This is a genomic window from Pseudogracilibacillus sp. ICA-222130 (assembly GCF_037892545.1).
Taxonomy (GTDB): domain Bacteria; phylum Bacillota; class Bacilli; order Bacillales; family Amphibacillaceae; genus Pseudogracilibacillus.
In genome coordinates, this window is the sequence record NZ_JBBKBG010000002.1 from 1 (window position 1) to 25,081 (window position 25,081).

18 protein-coding genes and 2 pseudogenes are annotated in these 25,081 nt (G+C 35.8%); 11 read left to right on the plus strand and 9 right to left on the minus strand.

The genetic code is table 11. From position 1 onward, the window contains the following. Positions 1-32: 32 nt before the first annotated feature. The 6 genes from WKT09_RS01375 to WKT09_RS01400 form a co-directional block, all read right to left on the minus strand. Positions 33-173, minus strand: a complete 141-nt coding sequence (locus WKT09_RS01375) for a hypothetical protein (RefSeq protein ID WP_340414316.1) — start codon at positions 171-173, stop codon at positions 33-35. Positions 174-491: 318 nt separating this feature from the next. Next, complete coding sequence (locus WKT09_RS01380; protein WP_340414317.1) at positions 492-1,175, minus strand: HAD family hydrolase; 684 nt, start codon at positions 1,173-1,175, stop codon at positions 492-494. A gap of 298 nt (positions 1,176-1,473) precedes the next feature. Further along, complete coding sequence (gene tatA, locus WKT09_RS01385) at positions 1,474-1,668, minus strand: twin-arginine translocase TatA/TatE family subunit (protein ID WP_340414318.1); 195 nt, start codon at positions 1,666-1,668, stop codon at positions 1,474-1,476. A gap of 24 nt (positions 1,669-1,692) precedes the next feature. Further along, positions 1,693-3,414 (minus strand): GMC family oxidoreductase, encoded by a 1,722-nt coding sequence (locus tag WKT09_RS01390; RefSeq protein ID WP_340414319.1) that lies wholly within the window; start codon positions 3,412-3,414, stop codon positions 1,693-1,695. Positions 3,415-3,431: 17 nt separating this feature from the next. Then, positions 3,432-4,244 carry a gluconate 2-dehydrogenase subunit 3 family protein gene (locus WKT09_RS01395; protein WP_340414320.1) on the minus strand — a complete coding sequence of 271 codons (813 nt, stop codon included), beginning with the start codon at positions 4,242-4,244 and terminating at the stop codon, positions 3,432-3,434. 132 nt (positions 4,245-4,376) lie between these two features. Next, the gene (locus WKT09_RS01400; protein WP_340414321.1) at positions 4,377-5,861 is read right to left on the minus strand and encodes an MDR family MFS transporter; all 1,485 of its coding nucleotides are present in this window, start codon (positions 5,859-5,861) and stop codon (positions 4,377-4,379) included. 538 nt (positions 5,862-6,399) lie between these two features. Here WKT09_RS01400 and WKT09_RS13745 point away from each other — a divergent pair. Together WKT09_RS13745 and WKT09_RS01405 are read left to right on the plus strand one after the other, a co-directional pair. Then, positions 6,400-6,564 (plus strand): annotated as a pseudogene (locus tag WKT09_RS13745) (iron chaperone); the annotation flags it as partial. A gap of 183 nt (positions 6,565-6,747) precedes the next feature. Then, a complete protein-coding gene (locus tag WKT09_RS01405) occupies positions 6,748-8,895 on the plus strand; it encodes a DNA topoisomerase III (protein ID WP_340414322.1) in 2,148 nt (715 codons plus the stop codon). A gap of 45 nt (positions 8,896-8,940) precedes the next feature. On the opposite strand, the gene WKT09_RS01410 is transcribed toward WKT09_RS01405, so the two are convergent. Then, positions 8,941-9,300 carry a Lin0512 family protein gene (locus WKT09_RS01410; RefSeq protein ID WP_340414323.1) on the minus strand — a complete coding sequence of 120 codons (360 nt, stop codon included), beginning with the start codon at positions 9,298-9,300 and terminating at the stop codon, positions 8,941-8,943. A 115-nt stretch (positions 9,301-9,415) separates the two neighbouring features. On the opposite strand from WKT09_RS01410, the gene WKT09_RS01415 reads away from it, so the two are divergent. Both WKT09_RS01415 and WKT09_RS01420 read left to right on the plus strand, forming a co-directional pair. Beyond that, positions 9,416-10,198: an ABC transporter ATP-binding protein gene (locus WKT09_RS01415; RefSeq protein ID WP_340414539.1), complete on the plus strand. Its 783-nt coding sequence runs from the start codon at positions 9,416-9,418 to the stop codon at positions 10,196-10,198. Between the two features lie 69 nt (positions 10,199-10,267). Next, positions 10,268-10,777, plus strand: coding sequence for a hypothetical protein (locus WKT09_RS01420; protein ID WP_340414324.1), 510 nt, complete (start codon positions 10,268-10,270; stop codon positions 10,775-10,777). Between the two features lie 80 nt (positions 10,778-10,857). Here the strand turns inward: WKT09_RS01420 and WKT09_RS01425 are convergent, their stop codons facing one another. Then, the gene (locus tag WKT09_RS01425; RefSeq protein ID WP_340414325.1) at positions 10,858-11,829 is read right to left on the minus strand and encodes a nuclease-related domain-containing protein; all 972 of its coding nucleotides are present in this window, start codon (positions 11,827-11,829) and stop codon (positions 10,858-10,860) included. Between the two features lie 276 nt (positions 11,830-12,105). Here WKT09_RS01425 and WKT09_RS01430 point away from each other — a divergent pair, with 276 nt between their 5' ends. Then, complete coding sequence (locus WKT09_RS01430; protein WP_340414326.1) at positions 12,106-12,939, plus strand: hypothetical protein; 834 nt, start codon at positions 12,106-12,108, stop codon at positions 12,937-12,939. 18 nt (positions 12,940-12,957) lie between these two features. Here the strand turns inward: WKT09_RS01430 and WKT09_RS01435 are convergent, their stop codons facing one another. Beyond that, entirely contained in the window at positions 12,958-15,312 is a 2,355-nt protein-coding gene (locus tag WKT09_RS01435) for a YheC/YheD family protein (RefSeq protein WP_340414327.1), read from the minus strand. 216 nt (positions 15,313-15,528) lie between these two features. On the opposite strand from WKT09_RS01435, the gene WKT09_RS01440 reads away from it, so the two are divergent. From WKT09_RS01440 to WKT09_RS01465, 6 genes and pseudogenes are all read left to right on the plus strand, one after another. After that, on the plus strand, positions 15,529-16,302 hold the full coding sequence (locus WKT09_RS01440) for a flagellin N-terminal helical domain-containing protein (RefSeq protein WP_340414328.1): 774 nt from the start codon (positions 15,529-15,531) through the stop codon (positions 16,300-16,302). A gap of 344 nt (positions 16,303-16,646) precedes the next feature. Further along, positions 16,647-16,760 (plus strand): annotated as a pseudogene (locus WKT09_RS01445) (flagellin); the annotation flags it as partial. A gap of 277 nt (positions 16,761-17,037) precedes the next feature. After that, the gene (locus tag WKT09_RS01450; protein ID WP_340414329.1) at positions 17,038-17,655 is read left to right on the plus strand and encodes an NEAT domain-containing protein; all 618 of its coding nucleotides are present in this window, start codon (positions 17,038-17,040) and stop codon (positions 17,653-17,655) included. 23 nt (positions 17,656-17,678) lie between these two features. Beyond that, positions 17,679-22,472, plus strand: a complete 4,794-nt coding sequence (locus WKT09_RS01455) for an NEAT domain-containing protein (protein WP_340414330.1) — start codon at positions 17,679-17,681, stop codon at positions 22,470-22,472. A gap of 73 nt (positions 22,473-22,545) precedes the next feature. Next, positions 22,546-23,463, plus strand: a complete 918-nt coding sequence (isdE, locus tag WKT09_RS01460; protein WP_340414331.1) for a heme ABC transporter substrate-binding protein IsdE — start codon at positions 22,546-22,548, stop codon at positions 23,461-23,463. Between the two features lie 152 nt (positions 23,464-23,615). Then, complete coding sequence (locus WKT09_RS01465) at positions 23,616-25,070, plus strand: protein adenylyltransferase SelO (protein WP_340414332.1); 1,455 nt, start codon at positions 23,616-23,618, stop codon at positions 25,068-25,070. The last annotated feature ends 11 nt before the right edge of the window (positions 25,071-25,081 follow it).

A 25,081-nucleotide genomic window follows, 5' to 3' on the forward strand; every position in this document is an offset into this window, starting at 1 on the left:
TTTATCTATAGCATTTTAGTTTCGTAAATATTTTATACTTCCTCATCAAATTTTACTGCGATCCCACTAATGATCCAACGTTCGGCGGTTTCACTAGTTACTTCATACACTTTTCCCGCACGAAATAAATCACCTTTGTACATCGTTTGGACATTCATTTTTACTTTCATCATATAATTTCCACGCTCCCAATTTTTCCAATTAATACTATTATACATGATGAGAGAATTCGAAGGAAGTATCACTATGAATAGAAAAAAACTTCGATCATTTGTGAAGATTTGACCGAATTAGTTTTGTACCTTTATATCTAAATTAACGCAAGCCTTAAAAATTATATAAATGGCAAGCGGAGCATATGAATTTTGGAAGTGAGCTACTATAAAGTGGGATTCATTTTATTATAGGGGGTAAGCGTTGCAGATATGTAAATGAGGCATACGAGAGTGGGCTTCATACGGGGAAGAAAAGCAGGGGATGTCCCCAAGTCATTAGCTAATTTTTCGTTTATGTTTTGCTGTTTGGAACAAATTTGTTAATTGTTTTACATCTGTATTAGCTAATGATGGAAGTTGTAAATGTGTATGAGCGAAATTTTCTTGTTTCATTAGTGTACTCGGAATAGCAACTGTGTGAAGTCCAGCAGCTACGGCAGCTTTTGAACCAATCATTGAATCTTCAAAGGCAATTGCTTCAATTGGTGCAACACCTAACGAATGTACTGCTTTCACATAAATTTCTGGATGTGGTTTCGGACGTAATACTTGGTCTACCGTAAGTAGTTCATCAAAATAATCAAGTAAGTGTAAATTCGTCAAATGCGTCGTCGCCCATTTTTTATTTGAGTTTGTTGCAAGAGCAATTTTAATTCCTTCACATTTGGCTTCTTCCAACAATTCGATGACACCTGGAAGCGGTTGTTCTTTTTTTATTAATTCTCGTAAAACCGTCTCACCATATGCGATCGTTTTTTCTAAGTCAACTTTTTTACCTGTGACATTTTCGACATGCTCACAGACGAATGTTGGTGTACCAACACCACCTACATATTGTGCCCATACATCCTGTGTCAACTCAAAGTCATACAACTTCAATGCTTCTTTGTACGCTTGGAAAATTGCCTTTTCCGTATCGACAATCGTACCATCTAAGTCAAAAACAAATGCTTTTACCATATACATCCTCCTTATTTGAATGTACCTTTACCATAAACCTTATAGAAAGATAGTACAAGGGAATTTTCAATAATTTACATTTAATTAATGAAAAGAGAAGGAAATCAATGATTCTTTTTTGGAGATACTTACACATTTTGCAATGTATCGTGCTAGTTTTTCCTTGAGATTAGGAGATGATCTTACTTAAAACGGTCATGTTATTTTTTTAATAAGCATGACCGTTTCATATTGTTTGTAAAATATTAAGGGACGTCATATATATCGTCTTTATTTTAGAGTGCTATCGTAATGCCTTTTACAAAGAAGAATCATCTTTATGTTCTTTTTCTTCCTCGTTCATCGTCATTAAATCATTCGTCGTCTTTTTAAATTCCGCCAATGTTTGTCCGGTAGCTTTACCAATTTCAGGTAACTTTTTCGGGCCAAAAATTAATAAAGCGATGAGTAAGATTAAAATTAAACTTGGAAAGCCGATATTTGCAAACCCCATGTTTATCCTCCTCTCAAGCATTTATTAGGCAAGCATGCCGCCACCATTATTTAAATATTTTTCAATTCCTTCTGCAGCACGATACCCTAATGCTCCAACTGTCGCTGTCGGGTGGTGGCCACCGAATTGTGGAAATGCAGAAGCCCCAACGACGAACACATTTTCCATATCCCATAGTTGTAAATAATTGTTTACCGCAGATGTTGTCGGATCAGCTCCCATAATGACTCCCCCAGCATAGTGTCCACCTTGATAAATATGATCAAATTCCTCTGGGACATCATCAGGGTCTACGATATCTGCGCCCATTTCTTCCATAATTTCTGTACATTTTTCAACACCGAATTTCGCGATTTCTCTATCTTGGTCTGTATATTTATTGGTGATACGTAGGAGAGGGTCACCGAAATCATCCTTATAAGTCGGATCAAGATCCATATAATTATGCCACCAAGCCATATTGGCAGATGTGTACCATACTTGTAATGTTCGATTTGCGTAATGGATCGAATTTTTCTTAAATTCCTTTCCCCAATGAGGCGTTCCTTTTGGGACATGGTTACTAGCGATTGCTCCATCTCCATATTGCCTTAATTCAATTGCACCCCCATGGAGAAACGGAAGATCTTTATGATCAAAATTATCCCCAGCAAAATCACTCATCGTGCCTCCAAGTGCACCTGCTCCCATATACAAATTAAATTTTTCCTTTTCGAAAAATCCACGGGCACCTAAAAAGGTAATATTAAATTGACCATTGAAATTGCGACCAATGACTCCTTTTCTTGTTTTTGGGTCATACGGTTCTCCAATTTCAGACAATAAAAGAAGTCGATTATTGGTGAATGTAAAAGCGCCTAATGCCACGACATCAGCAGGTTGTTCATGTTCCTCGCCCGTTTTCGTATCGACATATAAAATGCCTGTTGCTTTGTCATTTTTATGTAAAATTCGTCTTGCATAGGCGTCGTAACGAAAATCAACATTTCCTGTTTTGCTCGCTGTCGGAAGCACTGTTACAATTGGATCGGATTTTGCACCGAAATCACAACCATATTGTGTACAAAATGCGCAATATTGGCATTCGTTCAATGTTTCTCCATCAGGATTTTCATACACTTGAGAAACATTACATGAAGCAACTTGATAAGGGTGATAACCTAGTTTCTTCGTCGCTTTATTAAAAAGTTTAATCGGTGCAGACGCTTTTAATGGCGGATTTGGATAATCATTTGTTCGAGGAGGACCTAATGGATCTTTTTCTCCTGATGTTCCTGCCGTTTTTTCCCATTTATCATAATATTGTTCCATCTCATCATACGTAATGCCCCAATCTTGAATCGTCATTCCATCCGGTATTTTATTTTTCCCATATCGTTCCACCGTTTTACTGTAAATTTCAAAATCGTATGGAAGCCAGCGATAGGTCGCACCAGCCCAGTGAACACTACCACCACCGGCATCTGTTCCAACCATCATTTCATCTTGCGTGCGAACTGGTAATGCATCTTCATCTAATGTATTACGGGATGTAATCGTTTCGTGAGATAAATTTTGCATCATATCAAACCGGTTCGTAAATCGTAATTCATCTTTTACACCGACATAATCTTGTGTTTCACGAAATTCTCCTCGCTCAATAATGACAACCTTTTTGCCAGCCTTTCCTAATTCTGCGGCCATCACGCCACCAGCCCAACCTGTTCCGACGATGACGACATCAACTTTATCATGTTTTATTACCATATTATTTCCACCAATCCTTATCCTTGATAATCACGTAAACTTTTTTGTTCCATGACGATAAACTCTTCTGCTTCAATATCGTCAATATACGCCATACGTGGGCCAGGATATTCTTTCATTTTCCAGCCCATCATGTCTTTATTTCCACCATAAGCAGGGTCAGCATAAGCACCTTCTATTGTTAGTTGTACGAGTAAGTTGAAAAAGGTGACAGCGGCTACTCCTTGCATGTCAATTTCGCCATTTTCAAACATCGTTAAGACAGCATTTTGATCTTCTTCTTCTAATTTTGTAAAAGAATCTGAGAATTTTTCCATACTAACCTTATCAATTGTTCGCACACCTTCTAACATCATCTCGCCACGAGTCATGCGTGTTTGATATCGTGGAGTCTTCGTCGGTGCTTTTGTCGATGTGTTCGGGCCACTTTTATTTTGTGGAGTATCTTTATGTTCGTAATCTCTTGCACGATTATCTTGCCAAAATGGGTCACGCATATATTCTTTCGCATTCGTTCCCCAAGCACTAGCAAGTTGGCGGTCAATAAAGTAGGGAACACCGAGGGTTATGGCACCAGGCCCTAATTCATCTTCCGGAAATATTCGTTCTGTAGCGGCAGATAAAACATCAAAATCTTTTTTTCTGCTAAAAAAGACTCGTGCCTCATCAATTGGCAGTTTTGCATCTTTTGTTGGGGTTTCTTTTTTATCGATCCATTGATTCGTTAAAAGCCCACCAAGTACCGTACCACCAACAATTCCACCGGCAACCATACTACTATTTTTTATAAACGTCCGTCTGTTTACAGTTTTTCCATCTTCTTCGGTCATATTGAAGCCACTCCTATCAAATGTGTTATGATACACCTCATTATGTCCAAATAAAGTAGATTTTATGAGTATTCGAGAAAATTTTGCAATAAAAAAGAGGGAAGGACGAATAATTTCGTCTTCCCTCATCACTTATTCTGTTTCAGTAGCATGACTTTCTTCCTCTTCCATTGGTGTTGCTCGATATACTCTAAACGCTAAAATTACTGCAATAACAGCGATAATAAATGCAATAAAATAAACGAGTTCCACTCCGGCAACCATCGCATCACTTATCGTAGTAGGATCTTCTGGATTACTTGCATTATTTAGAAAATGTAATTGTCTTGCGTTCATAATACTAATAAAAATAGAAACCCCAATTGCCCCAGCAACAGGTTGCAACGTAGTCATAACTGCTGTTCCGTGTGGATACAATTTTTTCGGTAATTGGTTTAAACCGTTCGTTTCTGCAGGCATCATAATGGCAGATACACTTAACATAAGTAAAATATAGCCGATGACGATGAACCAAACAGGAGTCGTTGCTGTAAGGCGACTCATCATAAATATCGTAGTAGCTAGCACGATTGTCGCTGGAATCATGAGGACACGTGGTCCGAATTTATCAAACATATGTCCCATCACAGGTGACATCGCACCATTTAAAATACTTCCAGGTAATAAAACTAATCCAGCAGTTGCAGCCGATAAAGCTAAAGGCCCTTGCATGAAAATAGGTAAAATAAGCTCTGATGCAAACATTGCCATAATGATAATTAAAAACATCAGTACGCCATGTGTGTACATTGGATATTTAAAAACACGTAAATCCATCATCGGTGCATCCAATTTAAATTGTCTTAAAGAAAATAAAACAAGACTTATAATCCCGACTAAGATTGTTAATAAAACAATCGGCGTTAAAAATCCATTTTCGCTTTCTCCAGCAGAACTAAATCCGTAAATGACGGCACCAAATCCGATAGAAGAAAAGAGGACAGACGGGAAATCTATTTTTGGTTTTGTTACTTCTCCAACATTAATTAAATATTTATAGGCAAAAGCAATAGAGAATAGAGCGAATGGAATGACAGTGATAAATAAATATCTCCATCCTAAATATTCCACAATGACACCAGATAAAGATGGTCCAATTGCAGGTGCAAACATGATGACTAACCCAACAATCCCCATAATTTTCCCACGTTTATGTGGGGGATAAATAAGTAAAAATACGTTGAAAATAATCGGCATAAGAAGACCTGTTCCAACCGCTTGTGTTAATCGTCCTACTAGTAAAATGGTGAAATTCGGTGCCATTGCACTTATCGTCGTACCGATAGTAAAAATTAACATGACACTTAAAAATAATTGTCTTGTAGTAAACCATTGTACAAATAAAGCAGAAATAGGGATGACAATTCCCATTACAAGCATGAACCCAGTTGCCATCCATTGGACAGTTGGCAATGTAATGTCAAATTCTTTCATCAATGTCGTTAAAGCAATATTTAATAATGTTTCATTTAATACAGCAAAAAATGCCCCAATAATGAGTGAAAGCATTATTGGCAATGTTTTTACATTTGGATCTTCTGCTAAATATTCATATTTTTTTGTAGATGTTTCATCCATGAAAAAACCTCTTTCTATATATAATGATTGTCGTTTTCATACATAAAAAAACTCCTATCCAATTCTGAATAGGAGGCAAGTCATATCGATAAGAGCACACAAAGATACTTTAAGTCGTTTATCGGAAATGAATGAGATGCAAATCCTATTTAGAAAAGGCACGTTATAAAAGCATGAACAAAAGGATTGCATACAAAAGCAATCATTTTACCTGTAGTTTGTTCTATTACATCTTTTTATAACGGAAGTTTTCAAAAAATAGGATTATAAAATCATCTAAATTCAATCACCTTTCTACTGTATGATGATTGTCATTTTACACGTGATAACGAGGGATGTCAATAACAAAGTATTGGGATAAAAAGAAGTGAACAATAAAAGAGAAGGAGAGAAAAGTTTGGTAAAATAGGAGTGAGTAGGAGGGACTTATATGACGAAGGAAAAGCCCGAAGATGTAGAAGCATATATTGCACAATTTCCGAATGAGATGCAACAAAAACTGCACGAAATAGTAGCTTGTTGAAAAGAAGTTGTACCAGCAGCGGAAATAAGTTTAAAATGGGGCACCCCTGCATTTACGTATCGCAGAGTGTTATTTACGATTGCTGCATTTAAACAGCCTATTAATTTTTATCCCACTCCTGCAGCGCTTCGTGCGTTCGAGGAAGAGTTAGCATCGTACTCGACAACAAAAAGTGCATGACAGTTACCGTATAAGGACCCTTTACCGTTACCATTCATCCGACAAATAGCGACATATCGTTTACAAGATGTGATCGAAAATGATGCGAGATGGAGGTAAACATATCATAACGCAATTTCTGTTTCGTACATTGTGAAAAATGTATGCTAAACTAAATGTAATACGAATGAGAGGAATACTGAAATGAGTAAAAAAGTAGTGTTAGCAGAAAAACCGTCCGTTGCCCGTGATATTGCGCGAGTGTTAGGTTGCAATAAAAAAGGGGACGGATGTTTAGAAGGAAATAATTATATTGTGACATGGGCGCTCGGTCATTTAGTAACATTGGCGACTCCAGATCAATATGATGCAAAATATAAAACATGGCGTATGGAAGATTTACCGATGTTGCCGAAAGATTTAAAAACAGTCGTCATTAAAAAAACTGGCAAACAATTTAACGCCGTAAAAAGACAGTTAACGAGAAGTGACGTGGATGAAATTATTATTGCGACAGACGCAGGACGGGAAGGAGAGCTCGTTGCTCGCTGGATTTTAAAGCAAGCACGTGTGAAAAAGCGTGTTAGCCGTCTTTGGATTTCTTCTGTTACTGATAAAGCTATTCGAGACGGTTTCAAAAAATTACAACCAGGAAAGAAATACGAAACCTTATATGAAGCAGCTGTTGCACGCTCAGAAGCGGACTGGTATGTCGGCTTGAACGCAACGAGAGCATTAACGACAAAATATGATGCTCAATTATCGAGTGGTCGTGTACAAACACCGACACTTGGTATTGTACATGCACGGGAAGAAGAAATTCGTCATTTTAAACCGGCGACTTTTTATGAAATGCAAGCAAATATTGGTGGAAAAAATTTTACATGGCGTGATGCGAAAAACAATAGTCGTATATTTGATGAAGCTAATGCCAAACAGCTACAGGAGAAATTAACTGGGGCAGAGGCGATTGTTGAGCATGTCGAAAGAAAAGAGAAAAAACAATTTGCACCACAGTTATATGATTTAACAGAATTACAACGTGATGCGAATAAAATTTTTCATTTATCAGGAAAACAAACCTTACAAGCGATGCAAAATCTATATGAACGTCATAAAGTATTAACATATCCACGTACAGATTCACGTGTAATTACGACGGATATCATTCCGACATTAAAAGATCGTCTAGATGCTTGTGGGGTTGATGAATATGCGAATATTGCGAGTACATTGAAACGTAAAAAATTTAACTTACCTAAATCAATTGTAAATAATGCACAAGTGTCAGACCACCATGCAATCATTCCAACAGAAGAACCTGTAGATCTCACTGCATTAGGAAGTAATGAACGTAAAATTTATGACCTCGTCGTGAAACGATTTTTAGCGGTATTATCTGATCCATATCTCTATGAAGAAACGATGATAACAGTTCGTATACTTGGCGAAAATTTTGTTCGAAAAGAGACGAAAGTATTATCCCCAGGTTGGAAAACAGTGTACGGAGAAAAAATCGTAGAGACTGAGGCCACCACCTTTACGAAAGGACGGACCTTTTCAAATGTGGTTGTTACGACGAAAACAGGGGAAACTTCCCCACCTGAAAGGCTAACTGAGGGAGCACTTTTAAAAGCGATGGAAAACCCGGTGAAATTTATGGATGTTCGCGAAAAAGATCTCGTCCAAACATTACATGAAGCCGGTGGAATCGGAACGGTTGCAACACGCGCTGATATTATTGAAAAGCTTATTGATGGACAGTATATGGAATTGCGCGGAAAATATTTACACGTTACACCGACGGGAAAACAATTACTCGATCTTGCCCCAGAAGCACTTCGTTCCCCTAAATTGACAGCAGAGTGGGAACAAAAATTGATGGCAATCGAACGTGGAACATTAAAAAAAGATGCCTTCATGAAAGATATTAAGGCGTATACGAAAGAAATTGTGCATGAAATTAAAACAGCCGATGCAACTTTTAAACATGACAATATTACAGGAACAAAATGTCCACAATGTGATAGTTTTATGTTAGAAATCGAAAACCGTCACGGAAAAATGCTTCGTTGTAAAGACCGTTCTTGTAACTATAAAAAGAATGTGTACAAAAACACGAATGCACGCTGTCCAGAATGTAAGAAAAAAATGAAGCTATACGGGGAAGGCGACGGACAGATGTTTACATGTGTTTGTGGACATCGCGAAAAAATGAGCACATTTGAAAAACGTCGCAAACAAAATAAAAATCAACGCGTATCCAAAAAAGATGTGCAAAAGTACATGAAAAAACAGGATGATTTTACAAATAATCCGTTCGCAGATGCGTTGAAAAATTTCAAAAAATAAAAGAAAGTCGAGTGTGGAGTTGCAATTGCTTCACACTCGACTATGTTAAAAACCGACTTCCACGACAGCATTGACGATATACATGAGATCATTTTTATCTTGTTGATCTTCTAAGAAAATACCACTCGTCGTCGCCATACCTCCATCCATCACTTCAATAGTAACTTCTCCATATGGTAGAAGGCTTTTTATATAAGCTTCGTCTAATTTTTCCTTGTCTGTTGGAACTGCTAGCTTTACGTTCACACGCATTTTTTTTAAATCATTTTCTGGTAGTACCATCCGAATCCCAGGCATGGAATTATAATGAATAGCATTTTTCACCGCTCGACTAGCTGCTTCATTTATGTCTTGCCCGTGCAAATCAATCCCATAACCTGTTTCAATAAATATTATTTTTTCCAAGAAAATCTTCCTTTCAGTGGATCGTTTTATTTAAACGTATCATAATTATTTTTGCTTGTCTTTTAATAGACACAACAATTGTATCCGATTACACTATAAAGAAGAGGTGATAGAGATGGAACATGTAATCGACATGAAAAATGTATCGTGGAAAAGAGAAGGAAAAACAATCATTCAAGATATCGATTGGGAAGTGAACCGCGGAGAGCACTGGGCTGTACTAGGGTTAAATGGTGCTGGTAAAACGACTTTGCTTAATATGGTAAATGGTTATATTTGGCCAACGACTGGAACGGTTTCAGTACTAGGTGAGACTTTTGGAAAAACTGATATACATAAACTTCGCCGCTCCATCGGGTGGGTTAGTTCTTCCTTAGGCGAACGTATCAATGGAAGACATATGGCAGAAGACATCGTCGTTAGCGGAAAATTTGCTTCGGTCGGCTTAGTATTCGCAGAACCTAATCCAGCAGATTTTGAAGCTGCCCAGAAATGGATGGAACTTCTTGGCGTCTCCCATACATATGGCAAACATTATGAAAAATGTTCCCAAGGCGAAAAGCAAAAAATCTTAATCGCCCGAGGATTAATGGCTTCACCACAATTGCTCATCCTAGATGAACCAACAAACGGCCTCGATTTTGTTGCACGTGAAGAACTACTGCAAACAATCGAACGCCTTGCTGTCGCCGATGACGCACCAACTATCGTGTTCGTCTCCCACCATATCGAAGAGGTACTCCCAGTATTTTCACACGTCCTCTTGTTAAAGGACGGCACTGTTTTTGCAAACGGCACTCGAGAAGAGGTGCTCACAAGCGAGCGCATGTCCGCCATGTATGGCGCAAACATTGATGTAGCTTGGAAATCCGATCGCGCATGGTTAGCATTGGTTTAGTGGAGTGAGCTTGTATGCTTGAAACCTTAAATCTTAGGAACGCTGGGTCACTCTATCGTCCTCGAAATCGTGAAAATTGGAATCTCGGGGACGCTGGGCGATTCTATCGTCCTTGAAATCGCGAAAATTGGAATCTCGGGGACGCTGGGCGATTCTATCGTCCTTGAAATCGCGAAAATTGGAATCTCGGGGACGCTAGGCGGTTCTATCGTCCTTGAAATCGTGAAAATTGGAATCTCAGGGACGCTGGGCCGCTCTACCGTCCTTGAAATCGTGAAAATTGGAATCTCAGGGACGCTGGAGCACTCTACCGTCCTTGAAATCGTGAAAATTGGAATCTCAGGGACGCTGGGCCGCTCTACCGTCCTTGAAATCGTGAAAATTGGAATCTCAGGGACGCTGGGTCGTTCTACCGTCCTTGAAATCGTAAAAATCTCAATCTCAGGGAGGCTGGGTGGCTCTACCGTCCTCGAAATCGCAAAAATCCCAAACTCAGGGACGCTGGGCCACTCTACCGTCCTTGAAATCGTAAAAATCTCAAACATAAGGACGCAAGACTTCCCTATCTACTATGCTTAAAATCCCCAACACCCCAACACCAAATGATCAAGCTTCTCCCAAGCACCCCCAATAAATATCCAATATCCGTAGACTAGCATTTATTCATTAAAGCAATGACGATAAAGTATTTTAATATGCTCTTTCGGGTCGTGAAACGAATAGTGGGTGTGCCGCCCGTTTGGCTTTTTTCTTAAATGATCATTTAATATTCTTCTAATAAAGTTTTTAGAAAAACTTTCGCCACACCAATCAAACATACTTTTTACTGTTATCTTTTCCTCTGGAAACAAGAAATGAAATTCGGCGATAACATGAAGGAGCACATCCTTCATATGGAATTGGGCTCGACAATTCTCGCAACAAAATGAAAAACGATTCGACTTCACAAATTCACCGCCACATTTCCAACAAAATACACCACGACGTAATGCATCCAACTCGTAACTAGGCACTCGTTCATAAAATGACTTTTCTTTATGAAGAGAAACTAACTGTTGTGCAAGCTTTTCATGTCGTTCATCCAGTCTTCCGGCATTTGCATTAATTTTTCGCAAAAATCGCTTTACTTGTGTTGGCATAACCATTGGCAAGTGAAGTGGGGCTTCATAAAGCATGAATTCATCATTTGGAAAGACTACATAACTACGCACTTCTATTTCGACCCCCATACTTTTCAGTAATGATTTACATAAAAAAGTGGCACGTTCAAGTTGTGCGAAGGGATCTCTAATTTCATTTTTTGTTTGTAAGGAGTAAATTTTATCGTTTTGGACATAATAATCCCCGCTCATGTTTTTAATTTCTATTAAAAAAATCATGTCATTTGTTAGGAGGACTGAATCGATTTGGCATTCTGTCTCACCAACTTCGAATAAAAGGCCGAATAATGGGAGGACATTTGTTAATTGCTTCTCATCTAAAATTTTTCCGAAAGTTCTTTCACTAATATAGCCTTTCATCAAACGTTCATAACGATTTTTCTCTTTAGGGGATAACTCGATGCGGTGCTTCAATAGTTCATATAATAAGAGTGAGGAGGGAGCAACAGGTTCGATAAATGTATGATTCATCACATCCACCCTTTCAAAAACTTTTACTATTATGCTAGTAAAAGAAAGTAGTCAAATCAAGCTAATATTAACTATTAATTCAAATTTGTATTTCTTCCACAAAATAATCCACAAATCTGCATTACTTCATAAAAATAGACATAGAAAAGCCACTTGGAAAACATGGAACTTAGAAGACATATTTTTCGTGTGGTTTTCAATATAAATGACGGAATATATGTTCTTGTGTAGTCATTTTTATGGTATAATTAGTAAAAGAATGAAAGGAGTTCAGCGATGGAAGAAAAGCTTGATCAAATGTTTGAAATGCTCAAAGAGATGAAGCAAGATGTCGGAACTTTAACAGAAAAAGTTGTCGGTGTGAAAGCAGACTTAGCGGAGTTTCAATTAGAAGTAAATAAGCGTTTTGAATCAGTAGATGCCCGTTTCGATGAAGTGGATAAGCGTTTTGAATCAGTAGATGCCCGTTTCGATGAAGTGGATAAACGTTTTGAAATAGTAGATGCCCGTTTTGATGAAGTGGATAAGCGCTTTGAATCAGTAGATGCCCGTTTTGATGAAGTGGATAAACGTTTTGAATCAGTAGATGCCCGTTTTGATGAAGTGGATAAGCGTTTTGAAATAGTAGACGCACGTTTTGATGAAGTGGATAAACGTTTTGAAATAGTAGACGCACGTTTTGATGAAGTGGATAAACGTTTTGAAATAGTAGACGCACGTTTTGATAAAGTGGATAAGCGCTTTGAATCAGTTGATACTAGTTTCAATGAAATGGATAAGCGTTTTGAAACAGTCGATGTTCGTTTAGAGCATATGGATAGTCGTTTTGAATCGATAGATCACCAATTAAAATCTATGGATGAACGTTTTGACAAGCAAGATAGTCGTTTTGATACTCTAGAGGAAAAATTAGACAATGTGACGACAGAAATGCGGAGTTATTTTAAACGTGTCGAAAAAAGAGCGGATACACATGAGTATGTGCTACAAAGATTAACATTCAAAGATGTCGTGCATGATGGAGAAATTGAAGAGATTAAAGAAAAATTGGGTATGTACAAATATGACCACTATTTTAACTATCATGAGAAAACATCCAATCCACAATAGGACTGGATGTTTCTTTTATTATATGTTATTTGCATATGTTAGCATAAGTTCCGCATATTTTATTTCATCATCAATTATTGCAGGTCCAGAAGGGTTAACCTCATGAATGATGACATCGCCATTTTTTAAGATAGTATATTCAATTTTTAATTCAGAAAGGTTTGTTTGAAAAGCTGTTTCTATAGCGGAAGCAATGGAAGAAACCTTCCTCTCACAACCTTGTAGTGCATTATCGTTTGATAATAATTTCCAATTGATTTTGTCAACTCTGACTGCCGTAATAAAACTAGAATGTAAGATATCCTCGCTGTTTGCATTTTCTTGAATTATATAAGTTTCTTTTTCTATTAAATATTTTAAATAATGACGTAATGCATTTTCCGTATAGGTTTTTACAGTTCCTTTTTCATTTGTTATCGTGTAACGACGACTTGCATGTTCATAAGTAATATCAAAATGTTCATAGTTCGAGTGTAATTTATTCGGTTTTAACAAGACACTATCCGTCTGTTCCAAACATTTAAACACGTGTAAAGGTTTTTTGACCAAGTGAAATGGTAAAATATTTGAGCTGAATTGTTCTTTAAGTTGTATTAACATTTGCGAACGAGTTGTAGCATGTTTATCCCATTCATTCGTAAAGACTATCTCACTTAATTCTTCATACACAATTGGCTGTTTTTTCTTATTTCTTCCTTTTACTAAATCAATAATAATTGAAGGATATGGGGTGATTTTTTGCACCCATGTATTATTTATATAGAACGAACCACGAATAAGTTCAAAGTCTCCATCGACATCTAATGGTGTAAATGTAAATATATGTATATTCCTCTTTATTGCAGTTCGGGCAAAGGCTTCTAAAAGAGAAAGTTTCGTATACTTTGTAATTAAAACGCCAATCCATTTTTCGTTATTGTTTATTTCTACAATTGGTAAGGCACTTTGTTTGGCAACAAATGCTCCTTTTGCGATACGCTTTTTATCATCGCTCGTTTGATGCATCATACCATTTTTCGCAATGTAAGTTGCATAGCCAATATATTCAATAGCCCGTTTCTCTTCATGATAAGCAGTTTGTGGTCCGTTATTCGCCTCATGCAGCCAAATTCTACCTGTATCATCGATAGCGAAATCTAAACCGAGCTCATTTAATGATAAACCATATAACTTATCTAAATGTTGTGTTACATCCAAACTTAAACGTAAAATTTCTTCCTCATATCTACTTCCTTCCTTTTCGCCAAATTGCTTACGTAAAAAGGTTGAAAAATCTTCGACACGACCTTCCGTGCTAATATTACTTAAATTGCTTCGTTTATTTCCGATACGTGGATATATGTGTGTAATTTGCCATTTACCTTCATGGTTTTTCTGTACGTGAGAACGAAAATGATACGGTTCATCTTCTTTCGTTCTTGTATGGACATATCGTTGTATAATGTAACTTCCTTTTTCAGCTAAAATAACGTTGTTTAGGAATGACTGAAATTCTTCTTCAGATAAAATACGTTCTTTAATTTGATCTAAAATAATATATCGAGCCCTTTTTTTACGAACGAAATATATATTTTCGCCACGATTACTATCTAATGCTTTAAACACGACATGTTCATTTTGGTGCAAAAAGGAGGTAATTTTATCTTTTGAAACGCACACAGTAAATGGAACAAGAAGTTCTGCGTATTTTCGATTGTGTAATATTTTTTTAGGTAAGGAAAATTTATTCCCAACATAGGATGTATTTGTAAAAGGAATGATTCTTTGTAATTGACGTTCTTCCTTATTAAATTGTCCAACGCCAATATTACTTATTACATCAGGGTAAGGAATCGTAATAGGTACCCATGTTTTGTTTTCGAATACAATAGCATTAATCGTTTGTTTGGAAAAATCTACATTATCTAGTGTGAAAAAATATACGTTAACCCCTTGTTTCGCTGCTTCATTAAGTGTTGCCTTTAACCTTTCTTTAGGAATAATTTCTTGTGGTTGATGTGTACGATGATAAATACCGATGGAAATTTTTTCTTTATGCTTCGGTAATACTTCGTTTAATTGCTCTTGCATTTGAACATATGACGGCCGTAATGAAAATTGGATCACTTCCAGTACCTTTGTATAGTTATTCTTTTCTAATTGTTCGGCAATCATCGTTAAATATTGTACAACTTGATTTGATTGATCCGAAAAAATGGGATCATGTTGTTCCAAAGTGTTAAAAATAGCCTGTGTTCCTTCCACGATAGAAGAGAACATATAAAAACTATGTGTCGAGTTACTTTCTTTTATTAAAAGCATTAAATGATCTGTTGCTTCTAGTAATGTATTTAAAATATGGTTTACTTGTTGTAGTTGTTTTACCTCTGTCATATTTACACCCCAATATAATCTTCGCTTATTTATATATCGGGCAAATTTTCAAAGATTGAATCATAAAAAGGTAAAGATATATTTATGAAAATACAAATTCATCAATTTTTCACAAATTATTTTCGATAAAACATTAAATATTTTCAAAACATGTCGATATATGTAGTAGGCCACAAGGATGTGACCTAAAATATATTACATGGAGGTAGATTGGTTATGATTATCAATCACAATATTTCAGCACTTAACACACATCGTCAATTAGGTGCTAACAACAATGCAGTACAAAGTTCATTAGAAAAATTATCTTCAGGAATGAAGATTAACCGTGCTGGAGACGATGCAGCAGGATTAGCAATTTCAGAAAAAATGCGTGCTCAAATCCGTGGATTAGATATGGCTACGAAAAACGCACAAGACGGAATCAGCTTAATTCAAACAGCAGAAGGTGCTTTACAAGAAACACATGCAATTTTACAACGTTCTCGTGAGTTAGCGGTACAATCAGCGAACGATACGAACATTACTGAGACTGACCGTCAAGCAATGCAAGAAGAATTAAATGCATTAATGGAAGAAATTAATGAAATTGCAGATCGTACAGAGTTTAATAAACAAAAACTAATTGATGGTAGTTTTTCAGGAAAGAACTTCCATATTGGTGCAAATACTGGACAAAACATTGAAGTTTCTATTGATGCAATGAATTTAGAAAGTCTTGGGCTTGAAGATTTAGTAGTTGAAGATTTAGAACATGCCGCTGGGGAAGATGCAGGTACTGAGACGGGTGGAATCTTAACTCAAGAATCAGCAGATGAAGCTATTAAAACGTTTGATGACGCTATTAACAAAGTTTCAACTCAGCGTGCTAAACTTGGAGCAATCCAAAACCGCTTAGAGCACACTATTAACAACTTAGGTGCTTCAGCTGAGAACTTAACAGCTGCAGAATCACGTATCCGTGACACTGATCATGCTCAAGTAGCTTAATGCGAAAAAAGAGCATAGTCGTCCTAACTGGTAATGGTTAGTGAGTACGACTGGGTGAATTGCTGGAAAACCCTGAGAGCTTATCTTACTACAACGTAATCGGAAACGATCAGCGTGAATGTTTGAAAAAAGATGAGATTGGGCAATCAGCAGCCAAGCGCCTGTGACGAAAGTCTGGCGAAGGTTCAACGACTAGGATAGACCATCTAAAGCTTAACGCAATGATGATGAAATCCATAGGAAACACAAGCATGAGTACCTTGTGAATCCGAAGTGCCCAGCCCCTACTAAAATTAGAGGGTGAAGATATAGTCTAGTCATGTATGAGAGTACATGTTCGCACGATGGCGAAAGAAATGATGTCGTTCACTAAGAACAACATCTTAACTCAAGCAGCACAAGCAATGTTAGCTCAAGCCAACCAAGTACCACAAGGTGTACTACAGTTATTAAGATAATGACTTACATGAAAAGGACCCCGGCCAAGAGGTTGGGGTTCTTTTTTAATTAAATTAGATTAATAAATTCATTCGTTATAAAATGAATTTATTTATTTCATCATAAAAAAGATACACTCTATTATAATTTATACGATGTTTTAAAGTTGCCTCATAAATTCGGTTATTTGTCATAATAAAAGAAGAAATAAATTATGCATGCTGGTATAATTTAGGCAAGTGAGTATAATTAATGTTGAACTAATATTTTAAGTTCTAAATTATGAGGGGGATTTTTATGTTAAAAAGAAATGTAATTACTTTGGTTATGGCGTTTGTAGCAATTTTTTTAGTATTCGCTCCTACAAATACATTGCAAGTAAGTGCAAATTCACAAGAAGTATCATACCAAATTTTAGAAGCTGGAAGTGATAGTTCATCAGTTGCTGATGGTTACTTTTTAAAACCAGCTAAGTTGACAATTGAAGATGGAAAAACATACTTAGAATTTTCATTGAAAGATGCCGACTACGTTAAATCTTTAAGTGGTCCATATGGGGCTGTAAAAGTAATTAGTGATGAAGGGAACAAACGTGTTGTTAAAATGCAAGTTGGAGATATTACGAAGCCTATAGAATTGCAAATGCATGTTGTTGTACCAGAAGAAGTAGCAGGTCAACCATATGATCATGAACACAAAGCGCGTATGATTGTTGATGCAGAAGGTATTGATCTTGCAGGCTTAACTACAAATGACCAAGGAGAAGAAACAACAACTACATCTGATGATGGAGATAAAAAGGATGAGAATCCGAAAACGGGTGATACAACTCCTCTTATGATGTATACAGTATTATTAATTGCTTCGTTTGGGATTATAGTTATATTATGGACAAGACGTTCGGTAAGTGAATAAAATATAAAGGGGTTTAAGAAACAATGAAAAATAAATGGTTAACGAAACTAATTATTTTTGTGTTTTTATTGTCTACCTTTAGTAATTCAGCACTTATCGCAACTCCGGCATATGCCGAAACGGACGATAATAACACGGTATTAACACCAGATAAAGTACAGACAATTGAAATGCGAACGGACTCTCCAATAATGGATAGGTATTTTGAGAAGGACGCGATTATACTAGAAAAAGATAATAATAAGTATATTCAGATTCAAGGTAATAATGGACATTGGATAAAAGACATTCGTATTGATGGTCAAAAGACATTAAGAACTGACTTAGATAAGGATAATAATTATTGGTTTCAATTTGAACTAAACGATGATGAATTGTCGAAAAAACGATCATTTGAAGTAGATGTGGATGATGATGGGGCTCATAAAGATAACTATGAAGTGAATCTATGGTTTGATGAGAGCACTATAGAAGATTTAGAGGCAACACATTATTCAACTTTAACGAAAACAAATGAAGAAACGAATGATGAAACAACAGATCCAGTAGAAAATGAATCAGACGATGGTGAAATCGAGGATGATTCAACAGAGGATGGTGTTGATAACGAAGATCTAATAGAAGACTCAACAGAAGATTCAACAGAAGATTCAACAGAAGACTCAACAGAAGATTCAACAGAAGATTCAACAGAAGACTCAACAGATGAAAAGCCTGAAAATGAGAATTCTGTCAATGAGGATGAAACAGATAACCAAGAAGATAATGAAGTAGGAAATAATGAAGATGAATCTGGGGAATCGAATGAATCAGAAGAGATTAATCCAGAAGAAGAAGCATCATTAGAAGATGGTACGTATGAACTTTCGTATAATAGTGAAGGAGTAAACTTAGGAAGTTATTACCAAGATAAAGCGATTGTAATTGTAAAAGACGGGAAGCAATATTTACAATTACAAGGTAAACATTCACAGCAATATATTGAATATTTATACCTTGATGGTAAACGTATGGACCTTAGTCCTGCCTTGGACCAAAAAGGTTCCTATATAACGCAAATTGAATTAGAAGAAAGTATAGAAGAGAAAAATAAATTTACTTTTACTATGATCATTAATGCAATGGGAAGAATTATGAATCATCAGGCAACTATCACTCTAGATCTTGTGACATTACAAAAACTAGATGATGATGCTTATGAAATAATTGATGGTATCCCTACTGAAGAAAATAATAATTTCGAAAAACATAATGATGTTTATTCATTTGGATATGACAGTGGAGATATGGATTTATCACGTTATTTTGAAGATACAATTGATATATTATATAAAAATGGAAAAAAATATTTAGAATTTAAAGGTACAGGCATGTCTACATTTGTTGAAGCATTATATGTAGACGGCAAAAAAATGGCTATAAAAGAAAATGATGATGGTTCTTATATTGCACAAGTAGAATATGATAAAGATTTAGATGAATCATTTAAATTTAATATGATTATTAATGCAATGGGAAATATTATGTCACATGGAACAGATGTTACATTGCAAGTACCTGATTCTACTAAAACAGTTACATATACTACAGAAGGTGCTGATATTTCACGATCATATGAGCCCAAGGCAATATTATTAGAAAAAGATGGTAAAGAGTATATACAGTTACAAGGAAAAAATATGCGTCAGTACGTCGAGTATCTGTATATTAATGGTAAAAAGATGGATATTAGCAGTTCATTAGATAAAGATGGGGCATATTTAGCTCAATTTGAATTACCAAAACCATTAGAAGAATTATCGAATGAAGAAAATAAATTTACTTTTGATATGGTTATTAATGCACGTGGAACGTTAATGAGTCACAAAACTGTTCTTACATTTGATCAGCAGTCTGTAAAAGATATAGAGAACTTAGAGCACAGTTTAATTAAAGATACTTCAACAAAAAATAATACTAAAATAGTTGAATCAAGTAATACTGAAAAAGTGACTTACGAATCAATCGGAGCAAATATTAGTAACAATTATGAGGATTATATTACGATTGTTGAAAAGGAAGGCAAACAATATCTACAATTACATGGTAAATCTCAACATGAATTTGTCGATGCATTATTTATTAATGGCGAAAGAATGAATATTGGAGATGCACAAGAAGATGGAGCGTATTTAGCACAATACGAATTGCCGAGTACTCTAGAGGAAGAAAACACATATAACTTAACAATGTTAATCAATGCTAAGGGAAATATTATGATTCATAATACAAAGATTGTTATGTTACCCGATGGAGAGTACTTAATTGATTATGAAGCACTACAGCAAGATACAGATAAAGAATCGACAGCAGGTCCGTATTTACAAAATCCGACCAAGCTAACTGTAGAAGATGGGAAATATAAAGTATCATTAAAAGTAAAAGATCACGAAACAATTAAAGATATATTTATTAAAGATGGAAAAAAGTTCTATCAGACAGACGTTGAATCAGTAAATAAAAATTCAAATACTAGAATTGTTTCCTTTGATATTGATTCGTTAAAAGATGTTGTTAATGCGAAGGTAAAAGTTCATGTGAAAAAAATTGATTATTCATCAGAACAACCATTTAGAATGATTTTTGATTTAGAATCCCTTAGAGATTATGATGGTTCTTTGGAAATCGATGAAGAAAAACCAGTAAATGTAGTTGATGGTAAATATACAATCAATTTCCGTACATTAGATAAAGAAGAATTTGAAAAAGTAGAAGTAGGTAAACATTTAAATCCTCCTGCAAATATTGAATTAAAAGACGGGAAAAATATTGTTACTTTAACAATTGATGATGATGTGAAAAGTTTTGAAATCAAACAAGATGATAAATTCATTGAACCAAAAGTTGTAAGTACAGATAAAGAAAATAAAACTCGAGATGTTCAATTTGAAATTTCTGACTTAGATGAGGTTGTTTTTGCAAAACTAGCTGTTGTGTCTGAAAAACAACGTTCAGAAACGACAGAGCATAACGTACGTTTATTTTTCGAAGGAAATAGTATCACACCTGTAGAAGAAGATAATGAGAAGGAAGAACCACAAGATATAGTAGCTGATGCTGCATCAAAAATAAAATATCAAATTTTACAGGATGATAATGATGACCCATCTTCAGCAAATGGTTTTTTCTCAGGAGAAGCAATTATTTTAGAGTATGATGACAATAAATATGCTCAAATAACAACGACAAATAAAGGTGCACAATATATTGAGTGGTTGAAAAATAAAGTCGATGGTTCTTTTGAGGATATGGTGATTGTTGATGAAAAAGATGGCGAAAGAACTTATCAGTTTAAATTAGATGGTGAAATTACGGAAGAAGTAGCATTAAAAATGTTTATTGATGCGGGAATTTATAAACAAGAACATGATGCTCGACTAATTTTTGATGCATCGACTGAAAAAGAAGCGGATCCAAAAGAGTATAGCTTGATTGCATCAACGAACGCTAATGGACCAGATGGTGATAATGCTCAAACACCAGGGGAAGAACCAACCGATAATGGAGACGAAGAACCAGCCGATAATGAAGACGAAGACATAATTGATAACGAAAATGATGAAACAGGAGATAACGAACCAAATCCTAATCCTGAGTTTGAAGTAGAAGATACGTATACAATTGATTATCAAATTTTAAATGAAACTAAAGATAAAACATCTATTGCTAATGATTATTTTACCGGTAAAGCAACTTTAATAAAGTATAAAAATGATACGTACGTACAAATTTCCACAAAAGATAAAAGTGGTAAATATATCAAGTCTTTACAAAGTAAACTAGACAAGAAATATAAGGAAATGCTTGTTGTACAAAATAAAAATGGAGATAAAACATTCCAATTTAAATTAAATCAACCTTTGGCTAAATTAGTTTCATTGAAAATGTTAATTTCTGTTCCGAATCTTTATACGAAAGAACATGATGCATTTTTACAGTTTGATACAAAAACATTGCAAGAAGCAAAGAAAGATGGAATTTTGTATCAAGACCCAAGTGGTATTCAAGGACCGAAAAGTTTTGGGGAACCTGTTGAAAAAGGTGATCCTGATGGAAAAGACCCAGGAAAGAAACCTGAGCCAACAGAAAAAGAAGAAAACAATGATAATGAACTTGAAGTAAAAAGTGACATCGATCCAGATAAAGCTTTTTCAATTAATTATGTCATTAAAAAAGAAACATCAGATGAAATTTCTGTTGCCAATGACTTTTTTACTGGTAAAGCTATTTTATTAGAAAAAGGCAAAGACACGTACGTACAAATAACGACACAAAATCAAAGTGCTCATTTCATTGATGCGTTACGTAGTCAGTTAAATGGTAAATATGTTGATATGAAAGTCGTGGAAAATAAAAATGACGATAGAACATATCAATTTAAATTAGATGGCACAGAAATGGACCCAGTTTTATTAGACATGGTAATTACGGTTCCTGGAGTATATGAAAACCAGGCACATAAAGCTCGTTTATTTTTTGATCCGTCTACGAAAAAAGAAATTGATCCTGCAGATTACAAAATTGTAGGAGAAGGAAAAGATTTAGGTAAATCAACATTTGGTAAAGACAATACGGGTGAGGGATCGGATAATAATTTATCAACTGTAAATAAACCCGGATTTGGCAATAATGCGGAAAATAATGTTGATACTAATGAAGGTAAAGAATCAAACCCAAAAACAAGCGATATGACTGCAATTGTATTTTATACAATTTTATTAATTATTGCTGGTGGGGTACTTGTTTTCCAAATTAGGAGAAACATGGCAAAAGAATAAATTACTTGATAAGTCTTACTACTTCTATGTGTAGTAAGACTTATCCTCATTATACAAAAGGAAGGAAAGAATCATGAGAAAATTTTCAACCGTTTTGTTACTATTATTGCTTTCGATTGTACTTGTCGCATGTGGCAGTTCAAATGCGGAAAATGACAATGAGAAACAGAATGAAACAGAAAGTAATAATGAAGCGAATCATGAACAGTTAGAAACAGATGCGAACATTGTTTCCACAACTGTTGCGATTACGGAAATTATGGAAAAATTAGAATTAGATTTAGTTGGTGTACCAACTAGTTATAAAGATTTACCTGAGCGTTATAAAGATGCAACGGAAGTTGGGAACCCGATGGATCCTGATTTAGAAGTTATTTTATCTTTACAACCAGACGATGTAATATCTGTGACGAATTTAGAAAGTGATCTAGGAGAAAAGTGGGAAGAAGCGAATGTTCCTGGGACATTTTTAGATTTAGATAGTGTTGGAGCAATGTTTGAAGAAATCGAAGCACTTGGTGAAAAATATGATCGTACAGAACAAGCGACTGCGTTAGTACAAGAGTTTGAAGATAAAATGGAAGAAATCGAAAAGTCTGTTGAAGGAAAAGATGCCCCGAAAGTATTAATTTTAATGGGGATTCCAGGAAGTTATATTGTTGGAACAGAGCATTCCTATATTGGTGACTTAGTCGTCCGTTTAGGTGGAGAAATGGCGGTTACTGGATATGAGGAAGATTTCATTTCTGCAAACACAGAATATTTACAGCAAACAGATGCAGATATTATTTTACGTGCTGCACATGGAGCTCCGGAAGAAGTGGTGAAAATGTTTGACCGCGAGTTTGCGGAAAATGATATATGGAAACATTTCAAAGCAGTACAAGATGATCGTGTTTACGATTTAGAAGAAACTCGTTTCGGTACGACAGCGAACTTAGCTGTGCTCGATGCGATGGAAGAATTGAAGACAATTTTATATGAAGAATAAGAAAATAAAACTCGTTCACCGTTAGGGAGCGAGTTTTTGTATATAGATTCACGCTATACATATGAACTTTGCTGGAAGCAAGTGTATCGTTGGCACGTATAACCCATTCATGATACAGTGGGGACAAATTATAAAAGGATGAAGGTGTGAAAATGGAAAAAAGTCCATTTCAGTTTCAATATAGTTATCATGAGTTAGATGAGATGTTTTATACGGAGCAAGTTCCTGAAAAAGTATCTAAGCCACAATTGATTGTATTCAATCAAGGTTTAGCAGAAGAACTAGATATACAAGTAAATCAAATGGACCAACAAAGTTTGGCAGAAATATTTTCTGGAAATACCATTTTAGATGATACAAAGCCGATTGCACAGGCGTATGCTGGACACCAATTTGGTTCTTTTACAATGTTAGGGGATGGACGCGCGATTTTACTTGGGGAACATGTGACGGAAGATGGTAAGGTCGTGGATATTCAATTGAAAGGCGCTGGACGAACACCTTATTCGCGTGCAGGGGATGGACGTGCAGCATTAGGACCGATGTTACGTGAATTTATTATTAGTGAAGCGATGTATGCATTAAATATTCCTACATCACGTTCTCTAGCTGTTGTTGTCACTGGTGATCCAGTGTACCGGGAGCGTCCTTTACCTGGTGCTATTTTAACACGCGTGGCAAGTAGTCATTTACGTGTTGGTACATTCCAATATGCCCAGGCATTCGGAGAAGAAAATGCGATAAAAGAGCTAGCAGATTATGCTATTAGAAGACATTATCCAGAAATAAAAGAGGCATCAAATCAATATAGAAAGTTTTTAGAGGCGGTCATTCAAAATCAGGCAAAAACCATTGCGAAGTGGCAGCTTGTCGGGTTTATTCATGGTGTCATGAATACGGATAATATGACGATTTCAGGAGAGTCAATTGATTATGGACCATGTGCCTTTATGGATACGTACGATCCGAACACAGTGTTTAGTTCAATCGATAAGCAAGGACGATATGCATATCGTAATCAGCCACCAATCGGAATGTGGAATGTGACGCGATTTGCGGAAACACTTTTACCATTACTACATGAAGAGGAAGAAGAAGCGATAAAAGTCGCAAAAGAAACGCTTGCTACTTTTGGGGATGTGTATAGGAAAGAATGGTTAAATGGCATGCGAAACAAATTAGGGTTAGAAAAATCGGCCGATCGTGATCTAGAACTAATCGAACAATTATTAAAATTGATGGATGAACAGAAAATGGATTATACGAATACATTTGTCAACTTAACATTCGGTACATTAGATAAAAAAGAATATGAAACAGAAGCTTTCCAAACGTGGTTCAAACAATATGAAACACGTTTATCAGAAGAAGGGACTATAGCAGAAGAGCGTGAGGAAATGATGAAACAGTATAATCCTGCAGTTATTCCACGTAATTTTTATGTGGAAGAAGCATTAAATGCTGTTGTAGATGAAGGGGATTTTTCGAAGTTTCATTCGCTCATGCAAGCTTTAAAAAATCCATTTGCACATACAGAACAACAGCGTGCATTTCAAATATTGCCTCCAGAAGCAGATGGGCCGTTTCAAACATATTGTGGTACGTAAATGAAAAAACG